The sequence below is a fragment of the Tessaracoccus luoxuelianae genome (assembly GCF_055326245.1).
Window position 1 is genome coordinate 150,022 of the sequence record NZ_JBUZNO010000007.1, and the last position, 15,192, is coordinate 165,213.

13 protein-coding genes are annotated in these 15,192 nt (G+C 70.1%); 7 read left to right on the forward strand and 6 right to left on the reverse strand.

What is annotated here, in order from left to right:
* Positions 1-245: 245 nt before the first annotated feature.
* The 5 genes from deoC to ACZK39_RS11980 all read right to left on the reverse strand — a co-directional run bounded on the left by deoC (position 246) and on the right by ACZK39_RS11980 (position 5,221).
* Complete coding sequence (gene deoC / locus ACZK39_RS11960; protein WP_463613420.1) at positions 246-941, reverse strand: deoxyribose-phosphate aldolase; 696 nt, start codon at positions 939-941, stop codon at positions 246-248.
* Between the two features lie 201 nt (positions 942-1,142).
* Entirely contained in the window at positions 1,143-2,627 is a 1,485-nt protein-coding gene (locus ACZK39_RS11965; RefSeq protein ID WP_463613421.1) for a sensor histidine kinase, read from the reverse strand.
* A complete protein-coding gene (locus tag ACZK39_RS11970) occupies positions 2,624-3,349 on the reverse strand; it encodes a response regulator transcription factor (protein WP_182781509.1) in 726 nt (241 codons plus the stop codon). Before ACZK39_RS11970 ends, ACZK39_RS11965 begins: the two co-directional genes overlap by 4 nt.
* A 40-nt stretch (positions 3,350-3,389) precedes the next feature.
* The gene (locus tag ACZK39_RS11975) at positions 3,390-3,860 is read right to left on the reverse strand and encodes a DoxX family protein (protein WP_182781510.1); all 471 of its coding nucleotides are present in this window, start codon (positions 3,858-3,860) and stop codon (positions 3,390-3,392) included.
* Positions 3,861-3,862: 2 nt separating this feature from the next.
* On the reverse strand, positions 3,863-5,221 hold the full coding sequence (locus ACZK39_RS11980; RefSeq protein ID WP_463613422.1) for an NAD(P)/FAD-dependent oxidoreductase: 1,359 nt from the start codon (positions 5,219-5,221) through the stop codon (positions 3,863-3,865).
* 145 nt (positions 5,222-5,366) lie between these two features.
* Between ACZK39_RS11980 and mptB the strand changes: the two genes are divergently transcribed.
* The 7 genes from mptB to ACZK39_RS12015 are packed head-to-tail and all read left to right on the forward strand — an operon-like array spanning position 5,367 to position 13,199.
* On the forward strand, positions 5,367-6,830 hold the full coding sequence (gene mptB / locus ACZK39_RS11985; RefSeq protein ID WP_463613423.1) for a polyprenol phosphomannose-dependent alpha 1,6 mannosyltransferase MptB: 1,464 nt from the start codon (positions 5,367-5,369) through the stop codon (positions 6,828-6,830).
* Positions 6,831-6,889: 59 nt separating this feature from the next.
* A complete protein-coding gene (locus ACZK39_RS11990) occupies positions 6,890-7,864 on the forward strand; it encodes an ABC transporter ATP-binding protein (RefSeq protein ID WP_463613424.1) in 975 nt (324 codons plus the stop codon).
* Entirely contained in the window at positions 7,861-8,736 is an 876-nt protein-coding gene (locus ACZK39_RS11995; protein WP_463613425.1) for an ABC transporter permease subunit, read from the forward strand. Before ACZK39_RS11990 ends, ACZK39_RS11995 begins: the two co-directional genes overlap by 4 nt.
* 31 nt (positions 8,737-8,767) lie before the next feature.
* A complete protein-coding gene (gene thrC / locus ACZK39_RS12000) occupies positions 8,768-10,195 on the forward strand; it encodes a threonine synthase (RefSeq protein WP_463613426.1) in 1,428 nt (475 codons plus the stop codon).
* A gap of 37 nt (positions 10,196-10,232) precedes the next feature.
* Positions 10,233-10,997 carry an N-formylglutamate amidohydrolase gene (locus tag ACZK39_RS12005; protein WP_463613427.1) on the forward strand — a complete coding sequence of 255 codons (765 nt, stop codon included), beginning with the start codon at positions 10,233-10,235 and terminating at the stop codon, positions 10,995-10,997.
* Entirely contained in the window at positions 10,990-12,162 is a 1,173-nt protein-coding gene (locus ACZK39_RS12010) for a peptidase MATCAP family protein (RefSeq protein WP_463613428.1), read from the forward strand. Before ACZK39_RS12005 ends, ACZK39_RS12010 begins: the two co-directional genes overlap by 8 nt.
* Entirely contained in the window at positions 12,159-13,199 is a 1,041-nt protein-coding gene (locus ACZK39_RS12015) for a glutathione synthetase (protein ID WP_463613429.1), read from the forward strand. Before ACZK39_RS12010 ends, ACZK39_RS12015 begins: the two co-directional genes overlap by 4 nt.
* A 766-nt stretch (positions 13,200-13,965) precedes the next feature.
* On the opposite strand, the gene ACZK39_RS12020 is transcribed toward ACZK39_RS12015, so the two are convergent.
* Entirely contained in the window at positions 13,966-14,991 is a 1,026-nt protein-coding gene (locus tag ACZK39_RS12020; RefSeq protein WP_463613430.1) for a lactonase family protein, read from the reverse strand.
* Positions 14,992-15,192: the final 201 nt, after the last annotated feature.

Sequence of the window (15,192 nt, forward strand, 5' to 3'; positions counted from 1 at the left end):
CACCCAGCTCGCATCCCGCTCAGGTAGGCCCGGCCACAGCGCCGCCCCGACTACCGTCCTCCGGACCCGACCACGCCACAGGGCACATCAGCGGGGAGCCGGGAACCGCGCGGGCGGCCCTCAATCTGCCCAGCCACAGCAATGCCACGGACGAAGATCCGACCCGCCACCAGGGGGCCGCCCGCGCGTCGGCTCCCGGATCCCCGCACAACCCGCTCTAGTGCGGAGTAGTCACGCGACCAGGGTCAGTAGGCGGAGCCCATGCCGACGTGCTTCGAGGTGGCGACGCCGTCGGCTCCGTCGAGCACCGCCCGCGACCCCGACAGTCCCAGCCGCGTCGCCCCCGCCTCGACCATCGCATTGGCCGTCGCGTAGTCGCGGATCCCGCCACTGGCCTTGACGCCCAGGCGCTCGCCCACCGTCGCCGCCATCAACTCCACCGCGTGCACCGACGCCCCTCCCGCCGGGTGGAACCCGGTGGAGGTCTTCACGTAGTCCGCGCCCGCCGCCTCGGCGGCCTTGCACGCCGCGACGATCTCGTCGTCGGTCAGCGCAGCGGACTCGATGATCACCTTCAGCAGCCCGGTGGTCGCCTCGCGCACGGCGCGGATCTCCGCCTCGACGGCGTCAGCCCGGCCCTCCTTGAGAAGGCCGATGTTGATCACCATGTCGATCTCATCGGCGCCCAGCTGCGACGACTCCGCCGCCTCAGCAGCCTTCGTCGCAGCGGTGTGATTGCCCGAGGGGAACCCGCACACCGTGGCCACCTTCACGTCGCCCAGATCCTCTGTGATGGGCAGCATCGACGGAGACACGCACACCGAGTACACGCCCAGCTCGCGCGCCTCCGCGACGAGCGCGGAGACCTGGGCGCGGGTGGCGTCGGTCTTCAGCAGCGTGTGGTCCACCATCTGGGCGAGCGCAGAGCGCGTGATCTCCATGGATTGTCCTTCTCTTCCTGCTGGCCCGACGGTGGGCTGTTTCAACGGCCACGAGACTACGTGGATGCGGGGCGTTCCTGGTGTTTCGGAGCGGGCTACAGCCTTGGACGGCCCGATGAGCGGGACCGACGCCGCTGGGCGCATTTTCAGTGTGGGGTCAGGGACTGTCTACCGTCCCAGAATCCCCACTGGAAAAGCCCCTCACCCGGGGAGGTGGTCACCGGGCCGGATCGGAGTGTGGGCCGGCGCGAGCGGCAGCGTCACCGTGAAGCACGTCCGCCCCGGCCGCGACTCCACCGTCGCCGTCCCGCCGAATCCCTCGACGACCGCGCGCACGATCGCCAGCCCCAGCCCGGTGGACTGCGCCGCCGAGTGGGCCCTCGCATCGTCGGCCCGCACGAACCGCTCGAACACCTGCGGCAGCGCCTCCTCAGGGATCCCCGGCCCGTCGTCGATCACGTGGATCACCGCGACACCCGCGCCCGCCGCGTGCCCACCGAACGGCGCCCCCGGCAGCGCGGACACGGCGGTGGTCACCGTCGTGCCGGGCGGGGTGTGGGTGCGGGCGTTGGACAGCAGGTTCACCATCACCTGGTGCAACTGGTCGGCGTCCGCCAGCACCTCGACGCCCTGCTCCGGCAGGTCCAGCATCCAGCGGTGGTCGCGGCTGACGGCCTGCGCGTCGCTGACAGCGTTGAGCACCACCTCGACGGCGTCCACAGGCCTCAGGTCCACGGATGCGTCCGCGTCCAGCCGGGCCAGCAGCAGCAGGTCGTTGACCAGCTTCGTCATCCGCTCCGATTCGGCCCCGATCCGGTTCAGCGCGTGCGGGGTCCCCTCCGGTGAACGCTGCCCCAGCTCCGCGTATCCGCGGATCGCCGCCAGGGGATTGCGTAGCTCGTGCGACGCATCTGCCACGAACCGCCGAAGCTTCGCCTCCGAGCTCTCGCGCGCCAGCAGCGCCCCCTCGACGCGCCCCAGCATCTGGTTGAACGCCGTCGACAGCCGCGTCACTTCGTTGTTCTCGGGCAGCGGCCCGGTCTCGACCCGCGGCACAGCCACCGAGCCGCGCTCCAGCTCCAGCCGGCTCACCTCGTCGGCTGTGTCCGTCAGCGCCACCAGCGGCTGGGTGGCGCTCACCAGCACCGCGCGCGTCACCGCAGCAGTGGCCGAGATCGCCACGAGGCTCACAGCTGCCGCCAACAGCGACAACCACAGCACCGTCCGCTGAATGTCCGCCACCGGTAGGCCGACCACCACCGTCCCGATCGGGGTGGCGCGCGCCTGAACCCGGTAGTCGCCGAGCCCGGGGACGCTGACGGTGTGCTTGTTGTTGTCGACCGGGACCGCGAGCAGCGCCTCCCATGCCGCCACCGTCATCGACGAGCTGGTGGATCCGTCGCCGACGACCCCGCCGAGGGCCGTGCCGTTGGTGAGCTCCGCCGCGATGACGGTGCCCACCCTCATGCCGGGGGTCTCGAGGCCGGGTGGGCCGTCGTCGGGTCCGTCGCTGCGGCTCTGACGCACCTGCGCCGCGTCGAGTTCCGCGTCGAGCTGGTTGTAGAGGATGGTGCGCAGCGCCAGCACCGTGGTGAGGGCCACGAGGATGCCCATCACCGCGACCGTCAACACCAGCCGCGGCTGCAGCTGCCCCGCCAGCGACCCCCGCTGCTGCTCCCGTGTCATGCGCCCGCCGGGCGAAGCACGTAGCCGGCCCCGCGCATGGTGTGGATCATGGGCTCGCGGTCCGCGTCGATCTTCTTGCGCAGGTAGGAGATGTACAGCTCGACGACGTTGGCCTGGCCGCCGAAGTCGTAGTTCCAGACGCGGTCCAGGATCTGTGCCTTCGACAGGACGCGCCTGGGGTTGCGCATGAGGAAGCGCAGCAGCTCGAACTCGGTGGCGGTCAGCTTGATCTGCGCCCCGGCCCGGGTCACCTCGTGGGAATCCTCGTCCAGCACCAGGTCGCCGACCACGAGCTGCGTGTCGAGCCGCACGCTGGTGGCGCCGCTGCGACGCAGCAGGCCACGGAGCCGGGCGATGACCTCCTCCAGCGAGAACGGCTTGGTGACGTAGTCGTCGCCGCCGGCGGTGAGCCCGGCGACCCGATCCGACACCCCGTCGCGGGCGGTCAGGAAGATCACCGGCACGTCGGGTTGCTCGGCGCGGATGCGGCGCATCACCTCGAGGCCGTCGAAGTCCGGCAGCATCATGTCCAGCACCAGCGCGTCCGGCTGCGCCTCCCTCGCCACGCGCACCGCGTCGCTGCCGGTGGAGGCCGTATACACGTCCCACCCCTCGTAGCGCATGGCCATCGACAGCAACTCGATCAGGCTGGGCTCGTCGTCGACGGTGAGAATGCGGATCGCGGTGCCGTCGGGGCGCGTGAGGGGATCGGTGATTGCCATGGCACTACTGTGGCACCCCACCTGGGGCCCCAGCTATGGGTTACCTGTGAGAAGTCTGTGTGCCAGGCGCCTCGTCGATGAGGCTGTCTGTCTCGTCCCTGGGGCGCACGAACAGGGCGTCCAGCCCTGCGCGTCCGGAGCCGTAGACGAGGAAGAGCAGGCCGAGCGCGGCCTGGATGGCGTTGTACTCCCAGCCGCCCAGGTGCAGGTAGAACGGTCCGTTGGCGTTCGTGGTGAGGATGATGGCCACGTTGAGCACCACGATGCCCAAACCCACCAGGGGCGTTGCGAGCCCGAACGCCAGCAGCACTCCACCGATGAGCTCGAACGCGATGGTGGTCACCACCAGCCCAGTCCCGTAGGGGAGCCCGGCTGCTTCGAGGAGGGCCACCTGGGCGTCGATGCCCGTCTCCTGCCAGCGGTGCCACCCGTGCGCCACCAGCGTGACGCCTGCGACGATGCGCGCTATCAGCAGCGCGATGTCGCGCACCACCCGCAGAAATGCCTTCATGTTCAGCCCCCAGGCTTCAGTTCGTCCTTCTTACCTCTGATCAGCCTGCCAGAACTTCTCGATCCCAGGTGCTCCAACGCCAGGCGTCCCACCATTTGCTGATTGGTGACGACGCGCTGCGACCGCCCGTTGGTGAGGAACGTCAACGCCCAGCTCAGCAGCGTGGTGACGCGCTGCTTGAACCCGGCGATGTAGAGCAGGTGCAGGAACAGCCAGGCCACCCAGGCCACGAAACCGGTGAGCTTGATGGAGCCGATCGTCGCCACCGCCGCGAACTTGGAGATGGTGGCCATGGAGCCCTTGTCCTTGTAGGTGAAGGCTCCCGGATCCCCCGCGTGCTCGATGCGCGAGCGGATCTTGGCCGCGGCGTGCCTCGCGCCCTGGATCGCCCCCTGGGCCACGCCCGGCACGCCCGGCACGGACATCAGGTCACCCACCACGAACACCTCCGGGTGCCCGGGCAGCGACAGATCCTCGGCCACCACCACACGCCCGGCGCGGTCCAGCTCGGCGCCCGACTGGTCCGCCAGCGTGCGGCCCAGCTCGTTGCCCTGGACTCCGGCAGCCCACACCTTGGCGAACGACTCGATGCGCTCCTGCGTGCCGTCCTGGTACTTGATGGTGAGGCCGTTCTCGTCGACGCCCGTGACGAGCGCGTTCAGCTTGACCTCAACCCCCAGCCGCTCCAGCGTCTTCTGCGCCTTGGCGCCCAGCTCCGGGCCGAACGGCGGCAACACCTGCGCGGCGCCGTCGATGAGGAGCACGCGCGCCGTGCTCGGGTCGATGGTGCGGAACTCGTCGCGCAGCGTCGAGGTGGCCAGCTCGCGGATCTGCCCGGCCATCTCGACGCCGGTGGGCCCGGCGCCGACGACGGCGAAGGTCAGCATCCGCCGTCGCTCCTCCTCGTCGCGGGTGAACTCGGCGATCTCGAAGGAGCTGAAGATGCGCGCGCGCAGCTCGAGGGCGTCGTCGATGGACTTCATGCCCGGAGCGAAGGTGGCGAACTGGTCGTTGCCGAAGTAGGACTGGCCGGCGCCGGCGGCGACGATGAGTGAGTCGTAGGGGGTTTCGCTGAACTGGTCGTGGAAGCGCCACTTGACCACGCGGTTGGTCAGGTCGATGTCCTCGACGAGGCCCAGCAGCACCTGTGCGTTGGACTGCCTCCGCAGGATCTCGCGGGTGGCGGGCGCGATCTCGCCTTCGGACAGCACCCCGGTGGCCACCTGGTAGAGCAGCGGCTGGAAGAGGTGGTGGGTGGTTTTCGCGATGAGCGTGACCTCGACGTCGGCCCGCTTCAGCGCCTTGGCCGCGAACAGCCCGCCGAATCCGGAGCCGATGATGACTACGCGATGCCTGCTCATGCTGCCGCCTCAGGGGCTTGGGGGAGGGTGCCGGCCGTGTCGTTCATTCAGAAAGGGTAACCGCCCGCCGGCGGGGGCACCGCACTGTCGCGGATCGCGGCCGGGGTAGGCTGAACCGTCCTGGACCGAGGAGGAGGGCCCCCGCGTGACGTTGGCCGCCTGGCTCAGACCCACACCACACGGCCGGCCAGTGCACCCGTGGTGGTGGATCACGGCGGGCCTGCTGGCGGTGTTGATCCTTGTCGGGGCCCAATTCGCTGATGCGCCCGGATTGTTGGAGCGCGGCGACAGCTGGTGGCGGCCCCTGGTGTCCCTGCCCGCGCTGAGCGTCCTCGTGCTCGCCTGGTGGCAGCTTGGCCCCTTGTGGCGGCATCCCCTGGTGGCGGCGGCCATCTGGTCCGCGCCCATGATGTTCGCCCTGCCCATGTATTCCCGCGACGCGTACGCCTACGCCGCGCAGGGCTGGATGGTGGCGCGCGGCCTGGACCCCTACACCACCCCCCTGGGGGAGGCCGGCCTGCCCGGGCTGCTGGTGGGCGTTCACTGGCACAAGACCACCGCCGTGTACCCGGCGCTGTCGCTGGAGCTGTTCGGGATGATCGCGCGGCTGACCGGCAGCGACCTCTTCTGGACGACGGTGGCGCTCAGGGTGCCCAACGTGCTGGCCCTCATCGGCCTCGCCTGGGTGGTGCGACGGCTGGCAAGGCGGTTCGGCGTCGACGAGGGCCTCGCGCTGTGGGCGGGCGTGCTCAACCCGATCATGCTCGTGCAGTGGATCGGCGGGGTGCACAACGACGCAGTCATGGTCACCCTCGCCGTCGCCGCCGTCCTGGCCGTCACGGACCTGGGGTGGCGCGGGTGGCGAGGAGTCCTCGTCGCCGGTGTGCTGCTGGGGCTCGCCATGGGCGTGAAACAGACGGCGGCGCTGTACGGGCTCGGGGTGGTCGCCGTCGGGTGGGCGGCCCGCTTCCCGCACGGGCTTGCGCCCCCGACTCGCGACGGCGCAGCCCCAGCCCCAAGCCCGACGGCGGGCTGGTGGAGGCTCGCCGTGGTCGCGGCGGTGCCCGGCGCGGTCACGGTCGCGGTGTTCGCGCTGGTGTCGCTGCGGTTCGGCTTCGGCTGGGGCAACCCCACCGCCGGCAACCCGATCGGGGCCATGAGCAACGCGCCCCTGTCCTGGCTGGCGGAGGCGCTGCGCTACCCGCTGCCCGACGACGTGGTCAACCCGGCCGTCACCACCGTGTCGACGGTGCTGCTGCTGGCGGCCTTCGTCGCGTTGTGGGTCAAGCTCGGCCCCCGCGGCGACGACCCCCGGCGCCCGTGGGCGTTCATGCTGGCGGTGCTGGCCGCCTTCTGCGTGCTCGGCCCCGCGCTGCAGCCCTGGTATCTGACCATGCTGCTGCCGCTCTACGTGTTCTGGCTCGCCGGCCCACGCTGGGACCGGGCTTGGCTGGTGGTGGTGGTCGGTTTCACCCTGTTGCCGGCGTTGCAGACGCTGGTGGCGCCGCTCATCGCCATGCCTCTGCTCGCGGTGCCGCTGTGGTGGCTGTGGAGCGAGATGTCGCGGCGGGGCGTCTCGCCGCTGCCCCCGAGGTCCTCGCTTCGCTGACCCGGACGGAGACCACGGGGGGATGGCGGCAGCGCCCGCCGGGACTACCGTCGGGTCCTATGTCAGAGATCTCCTGGCCCGAAGGCGGCACCCAGTGGGCCGTCGAGGCCACCGGCCTGGTGAAGCGCTACGGCAGGCACCGGGTCCTCGCCGGCCTGGACCTTCACGTGCCACGCGGCGGCGTCCACGGCCTGCTCGGCCCCAACGGGTCCGGCAAGACCACCTCCATCCGCATCCTGCTGGGCCTCGTCCGCGCCCAGGCGGGCACCGTCACGCTCCTCGGGCACGACGTGCCCCGAGACCTGCCCGCCGTGATCGGACGGGTGGGCGCCATCGTCGAATCGCCGAAGTTCGCGCCGCGGATGAGCGGGCGGCACAACCTCGACGTGCTGGCCGACTCCATCGGCGTCACCCGCCGTCGCGTCACCGAGGTGCTGCTCGAGGTGGGCCTGGCCGCGGACGCCGACCGCGACTTCGGCACGTTCTCCCTCGGCATGAAGCAGCGGCTCGCGATCGCCGCCACCCTCCTCAAGCGCCCCGAGCTGCTGATCTTCGACGAGCCCACCAACGGGCTGGACCCGGTGGGCATCCGCGACATCCGCGCCACCATGCGTGACCTCGCCGACGCCGGCATCACGGTGCTGGTGGCCTCGCACATCCTCTCCGAGATCGAACAGATCGCGGACTCGGTCTCGATCATCGCGCAGGGCCGGGTGGTGGCGGAGGGGCCGATGGATCAGTTCCTCTCCGGTGCCGCGCCGCACGTCCGGCTCGGCATCGACCGCCCCGTCGAAGCCGCCGAGGTGCTGCGGCGCGGCGGGTGGCGGGTCGAGCCCGCCGAGGGAGGCCTGCGGGTGCTCGGCCGCGACGCAGCTCCGCCGGACCCCGCCGAGATCGCGCGCCAACTCGGCCGCGCCGACCTCTGGCCGGATCACCTCTCGCTGGATCGGCAGAGCCTGGAGCGGGTCTTCCTGGATCTGACCTCCGGCGCGGATCTCGTCGGCTCCCAGGGCCGTCGTCGGGACGTCGCATGAACATGCTGAGAGCCGAACTGTCGCGGCTGCGCTACAGGCGCCGCACGAGGTGGAGCCTGGTCGGGGTCCTGCTGATGAGCCTCATGGTGCCGGTGCTGTGGATGGAGGGCGCGCGTCCCCTGACCGGCGCGGACCACGACGAGGCGGCGGAGATCTTCGCCACCATCCCCGCCGAGCAGTGCCCGGACTGCAGGGTCGCGGACTACCTGCGCACCCCGTGGACGTTCAGCGACGTCGTCAACTCCGGCCTCATGCCGTACGCGATGCTGATGGGCGCTCTCGCGCTGCTGATCGTGATGTTGTCGGTGAGCTCCGATCTGCGGTCCGGGGCCATCGGAACCCAGCTCACCTTCACGCCCCGTCGATCGGTTCTGGTCGTGGCCCGTGCCGCGGTCGCCGGACTGCTCGGCGCCGCCCTGATGGCCACAGCGATGGTCACCAGCACCGTGGTGTCGGCGGTCTGGTTCGTGGCGATGAACGGATACGCCGCCCTCGACGCCACCACCAGCCTGCTCGCGCTGGTGCTGTCCGCCGGCTTCTACGGGGCCATCCTGGGCGTCCTGGGGGCACTGCTCACAGTGCTCCTCGGTGGAGCCTCGGGTGCCGGAGTGCTGGTGGTCGGCGTCTTCGTGGCCGACATCCTGGCTCAGTGGATCGGCTCCGAAACTGAGGCGGCGGCCTGGCTGCCTCATCTGCTCCCCACCCAGCAGGGCATAGCGCTGCTGGACGGCTTCGTCCTTGGCCAAGGCGCTCATGGGCAGCAGCTGTATGAGATCGGCCGCGCCGAGGCGGTGGTCTACCACCTCGTCGTCACCGCGCTGGCAGCGGCCGTCACCCTTCCGCTCTTCGAACGCCGCGACATCAAGAACTAGCGAAGACCAGCGGCTCGGTAGCATGGCGCCCATGCGTTACGTCTCCACCCGCGACACTGCAGGCCTGCCCGGCAAGCAGTTCAGCGACATCCTGCTCGAGGGCCTGGCCGCCGACGGGGGGCTGTACCTGCCGGAGAGCTACCCGACGGTGTCGCGGGACACCCTGGCCCAGTGGCGCACGCTGCTGGCCGAGAGAGGCTATGCAGCGCTGGCGTTCGAGATCGTGCGGCTCTTCGTCGACGACATCCCGGAGGCCGATCTTCGCGGCATCGTCGAGCGGGCCTACGAGCCGGCGAAGTTCCTTGACCCCGCCGTCGTGCCGGTCACCCGGCTGAGCGACGGGCTGTGGCTGGCCCACCTCAGCAACGGGCCCTCGGTGGCGTTCAAGGACATGGCCATGCAGCTGCTGGGAGAGCTGTTCGCCTACGAGCTGGAGCGTCGCGGCGAGACCATCACCATCCTCGGCGCCACCAGCGGTGACACCGGCTCGTCGGCCGAGTACGCCCTCCTCGGGAAGCCGCGGGTGCAGGTGTTCATGCTGTCCCCGCGTGGTCGGATGACACCGTTCCAGCAGGCGCAGATGTTCTCCATCGACGACCCCGCAATCGTCAACATCGCCGTCGACGGCGTCTTCGACGACTGCCAGGACCTGGTCAAGGAGCTCAACAACGACGCCGCATTCAAGGCCCGCCACCGGCTCGGCGCCGTCAACTCCATCAACTGGGCCCGCCTCATGGCGCAGGTGGTCTACTACTTCGCGGCCTGGCTGCAGCTCCCAGGGGACGAGCCGATCAGTTTCGCGGTGCCGTCGGGCAACTTCGGCAACATCGCGGCCGGGCACATCGCCCGCGAGATGGGCCTGCCCATTCACCGGCTCATCCTGGCCACCAACGAGAACAACGTGCTGGAGGAGTTCTTCCGCACCGGGCGGTACCGGGTGCGCGGGTCGGCGGAGACGCTGGCCACCTCGTCGCCGTCGATGGACATTTCGAAGGCCTCCAACTTCGAGCGCTTCGTGTTCGATCTGCTCGGCCGCGACGCCGCCCGCCTGCGCGCCCTGTTCGTCGACGATCTGGCCGACGGCGCGTTCGACCTGTCCGCCGCGCCCCAGTTCCTGGGCCAGCTGGGGCGATACGGGTTCGTGGCGGGCACCTCGACGCACGAGGACCGGCTGGCCGAGATCAGGCGGGTGTACGCCGCCGACAAGGTGATGATCGACCCGCACACCGCCGACGCGGTCCACGTGGCCGGCGGATCGGGCGTCGAGGGCAGGATCGTGGTGCTGGAGACGGCGCTGCCGGTGAAGTTCGCCGACACCATCGTCGAGGCCACCGGGATGGTGCCGCCGCGGCCGCCGCGGTTCGAGGGGATCGAGGACCTGCCCCGGCACGTGGTCGACCTCCCGTGCAGCGCGGATGCGCTCCGGGCGCTGATCGAGGAGAGGTCGGTTTCGCGCTAGGGGTTTGAGGCCGGCCTCTCGCGGGTAAGAGTTGGCCATGGACGCCTACGAGTTCGTTGGAGACTGGTCGGGGCAGCTCATCGCCACCTCGATCCACGCCGGCCATGACCTGCGCCCCGAGATCGCAGAGCTGTCGATCCTCAGCGAGGAGGACAGGCTCCGCGAGGAGGACCCATTCACTGACCGGATCGCTTCGCGCGCCCCCGCGCGGGTCCGGGTCAACCGCTCCCGCTTCGAGACCGACCTCAACCGCGTGCGCGACAAGACCGTCTACCGCCGCCCCGAGGACGCCTGGGGCCTGCGCATGTGGTCGCTCGATCCGCTTCCCGACGACGTGGTGGCCCGATCGCTGGAGGTCTACGACGGCTTCTTCGAGGCCCTCGGGGAGCGGCTCGACGAGGTGGCGGCCCGCGGGCCCTTCGTGCTCTACGACGTCCACTCCTACAACCATCGACGCCACGGCGAGGACGCCGACGCCGAGCCATGGCAGGAGAACCCCGAGGTCAACCTCGGCACCGGCAGCGTGGACCTGGACCGTTTCTCGCCCGTGGTGGAGGCATTCCGTGGATCCATGCAGGCGCAGGGCTTCGACATCCGCGAGAACGTGAAGTTCAAGGGCCAGAACCTGGCCTGGTGGGTCCACGACCGCTACCCGGGGGTGGGGTGCGTGCTGGCCATCGAGTTCAAGAAGACCTTCATGGACGAGTGGACCGGAGAGCCCGACGAGGCGCGCCTCGACTTCCTGACCGAGGCGCTCGGGCGAACCATGGACCCCGTCCTGCAGGCGCTGGCCGATGCCTGAGCCCAGCCCCCTGGCGGTGATCGACCGCGCCATCGACCACCAGCTGTCCCAGCTCGGGCAGAGCTTCCGGTTCGTGCTGGACGTCACCCCCGTCGACGCCGACGACGTGAAGGACGCGTTCCTGGCCGGGGACGTCGACGAGCCGTCGTTCACCTACCGGGAGCTGGAGACGGACCCCGAGGTGCTGCAGAACGTGCTGGAGCGGATCGACATCGGCGCCGTTCGGGACGGGAGTGTCGCGGCGCTGCTGGGCGGGAAGAAGCGCGAGCTGGGCCTGCAGCTCGCCATGCTGCGCGCCCGGGACTCCGCCGACTTCCGCCAGCTCAGCGTGGAACTCTACGGAGGGGTTCATCCCGACCTCCTCACCGCCGCCGAGTCGATCCTGGCGCGGGTGGAGACCCAATCGTGGGGCGGCGACCGGCTGACGCCGGAGGAGTTCCTCGATCTGGCCCGTGACGAGATCGACTACTACCGCTCCCTGGAGCCGGACGTCGACATCCATGCCGAGATCCGGCCGGACTCCACGGGCGTGATGGTCTCGGGCAACCTCCTGCTCATCGGGCCCGAGTCGTCGGTGGCAGCCGAGCGCGCCACCGCCCTCATCCAGCACGAGGTGGGCACGCATCTGGTCACCCAGGTCAACGGGTCCCACCAGCCGCTCCAGGTGCTCGGCACCGGGCTCTCGGGGTACGACGAGACGCAGGAGGGGCTCGCAGTGCTGGCGGAGGTGGCCTGCGGGGAGCTGACGGCGTCGCGGCTGCGGCAGCTGGCCGGACGCGTGGTCTCCGTGCACCGCATGTTGGGCGGGGCCTCGTTCCGTGAGTGCTGGGCCGCTCTGGTGGACACCGGATTCCACCCCGCGGGCGCGTTCACCACCATCATGCGCGTCTTCCGCTCTGGCGGGCTCACCAAGGACGCCATCTACCTGCGGGGTCTGCTCGACCTGCTCGCCCACCTGCGCCGGGGAGGCTCGCTCGATGCGTTGTTCCTCGGCAAGTTCTCGCTCGTGGACCTGCCGCTTGTCGACGAGCTCGCCGCCCGCGGCGTTCTCCACCCCCCCGTGATCGTCCCCCGCTGGTTCGACGACCCGGCCGGGCGCCGGCGCCTCGAGGCCGCCTCCCATGTCACAGACCCCACCGCCCTCATCCAAGGAGTTACCCCATGAAGATCGGATTCGTCGTCAACGACGTCATGACCGAGAAGCCCACCTACACCACCACCCGCCTCGCGATGCACGCGGCCAACCTGGGTCACGAGGCGTGGCTGATCGGCATGGGCAACTTCGCCTATGAGCCGGACGGCTCCCTCAGCGCCCGCGCCCGGGGTGGCGACGGTAAGAACTACCGGTCGTTGGAGCGATACCTGGAGGACGTTCAGCGCCCCGACGTCGAGGAGCGGCTGAAGCTCTCCGAGTTCGACGTGGTGATGCTGCGCAGCGACCCCGCCGACGACACGCAGGGTGCGGCCTGGGCCAACAACGCAGGAGTGGCGTTCGGGCAGCTGATCGCCTCGACGGGGGTGCTCGTCGTCAACGACCCCGGGTCGCTGGCCAACGCCTTGTCGAAGGCCTATTTCCAGCACTTCCCAGAGGTGGTGCGGCCACGGACACTCATCTCCCGCGACGAGACCCAGATCACCGCGTTCGTCAAGGAACTCGGTGGCAGGGCGGTGCTCAAGCCGCTGCAGGGCTCAGGCGGCAGCGGCGTGTTCATGGTCAACACTGACGAGTCGCCGAATCTCAACCAGATCATCGAGGCCATCGCCCGCGACGGCTACGTGGTGACCCAGGAGTACCTGGAGGAGGCGAAGAACGGCGACGTGCGCATGTTCGTGATGAACGGCAAGCCGCTGCAGGTCAACGGGAAGTACGCGGCGTTCCGCCGGAAGTCGGCCGGCTCGGACATGAGGTCCAACATGTCAGCCGGTGGCAAGGCGGTCGCGGTGAAGGTGACCGACGAGATGCTGGCCATGGTGGACGTGGTGCGGCCCAAGCTGGTGGCGGACGGGATGTTCCTCGTCGGATTGGACATCGTGGGGGACAAGCTGATGGAGGTCAACGTGTTCAGCCCTGGCGGGCTGGGCAGCTGTCAGTCCCTGTACGAGGAGAACTTCGCCATCCCGATCATCCAGGATCTGGAGCGCAAGCTCGACGTCCGCCGCCACCACCCCGGGCTGACCAACGTCAACCTCGCCACCCTCTGAAGGCCCCGTGGCGCCCTCCCTGCTGGCTGAGGTGGCGCGAAGCGGCCTCGAAGCCTCAGAAGCGTGAGTTGACAAGGAATGTCTCTGAGGATCCTGGTCAGGGTGCGCGGCGGCTGAGGGGGACCGGCCTCGCCCATGGGCGCCCTCGGCACGCCCAAACGCGGCGTGCCTTGCCCAACGCCCGACCCACCGCGACCGGTCCCCCTCATCCACCGCTCTTCCTTGACGCGCCCGTTCGCTGATGCCCAAGACGCCTCTCACCCGTTGGCTGAGGTGCCGCGTAGCGGCCTCGAAGCCTAGGAAACGCGCGCGACTAGGAATGTCTCAGAGGACCTGGTCAGGTTCACCAGACGTGCCATTGAGGCACTGGGGTCGAAGTCGCCGCACGGACGGGAGTTGAACGCGCGGGTGGGGGACGGCAGGGCGGCTCTGCGTCGGGATGCCCAGCGTGAGGGTCGCCGGACCGGCGTCCCGCCCGAACAGACTGTCACCAGGGCCGCCCTGACGGGCCGCGCCCGAACCCGACGACGCCACGGGGAATCGAGTGCGGGGAGACGGGGGGCGAGACACGGGCGGCCTCGATGCCCGGCCTGTGGCCAACTCGCGAGGGAAGGCTGAAAGCGGACAGCGGCCGCCCGTGTCTCGACCCACGACTCCTGGCACCGACGGCGGGGACCCTGGCACCGACGGCGGGGACCCTGGCACCGACGGCGGGGACCCTGGCACCGACGGCGGGGACCCTGGCACCGACGGCGGGGCGGGCCGGTCAGTCGGCGGCGACGATCTCGATCCAGTTGGCGCCCAGGCCCACGTCGTGCCGCGACACTTCGGTCAGCGCGCCGTCGGCGTCGGGCCGATAGAGCGCGACGACGCGGTCGATCTCGGAGGCCACCAGGAGCGTGTCGTCAGGCAGCACGACGAAGTGTCTCGGCTGCGCGACCACATCGGAGTGCGCGGTGGCTCGGCCCAGCGTCCCGTCCGCCGCGACATCCACGGCCGTGATGGTCCCGCGTGTGCGCTCGGCGCTGTACAGCCGCCGCCCGTCGGTGCTGAGGCGGAGGTCGGAGCACCAGATGAGGTCCTCCTCGCGCGGCTTGGCGCCGAACCGGCTGTGCGACAGCCCTCGATCGGTGGGGATGTTGGTGACCGTCTCGGCTGGGTCGAGGACTCCGGTGGCGGGATCGCGACGGTAGCGCAACGCCTCCCCGGAGTACTCGGTGTTGACGTAGAGGGAGGTCTCGTCCTCGTCGAAGATGAGGTGTCGGGGCCCGGAGCCCTCCGGGGCGGGGGACGACGGCGGGTCGAGCGGGGTGAGGGTCCCGTCGGCGCCGACAGCGAACTGCGCGATCAGGTCCTCGCGGAGGGACACGAAGTAGGCGAACCGGTCATCCGAGCTCAGCTGCACGCTGTGCATGTTCTGCCGGGGGATCGGCTCGCCGACGGGGGTGAGGGCCCCGTCGTCGGCCACCCGCCACACCTCGCCGAGGTGGTCGTGGTACGACGCGCTGAAGAGGAGCCCGCCGTCGGAGCTGAGCGTCAGGTACACGGAGGCGCCGTGCGCCGGGTAGCTGCCGAGCGTCTCCAGGGATCCGCCGGCGCCGAGCCGCAGCACCGTGACGCCCCGAGGGTCGCTGGTGCCGGCGAAGACCAGACCTCGCCCGCGATCCACTGCGAGGGGCAGTCCAGGCGCGACGACGGTGGTGGACACCTCGGTCAGGGTGTCATCGGCGATCCTCAGCGTGGTGAGGGTGCCGTCCTTGGAGTTTGCGACGAGGGCGAGGAGTGGTTCCATACCGCCAGCCTAGCTTTGGGGCGCAGATCGTTGGCTCTGGCGAGGAGTGTGCGGTAGATGTTCCTCCAGAAAGGGACTCGGGCGCCTGAGGGGCGCGAGCACCGTTCTGGAGGAACACCTGCCGCGGAGTCCGAGTCGGCTCGGCCGTGGCAACCCGAGAATCGCGTCTCGTCCCATCGTGAAGGCGCCTGGCCCTGTGCA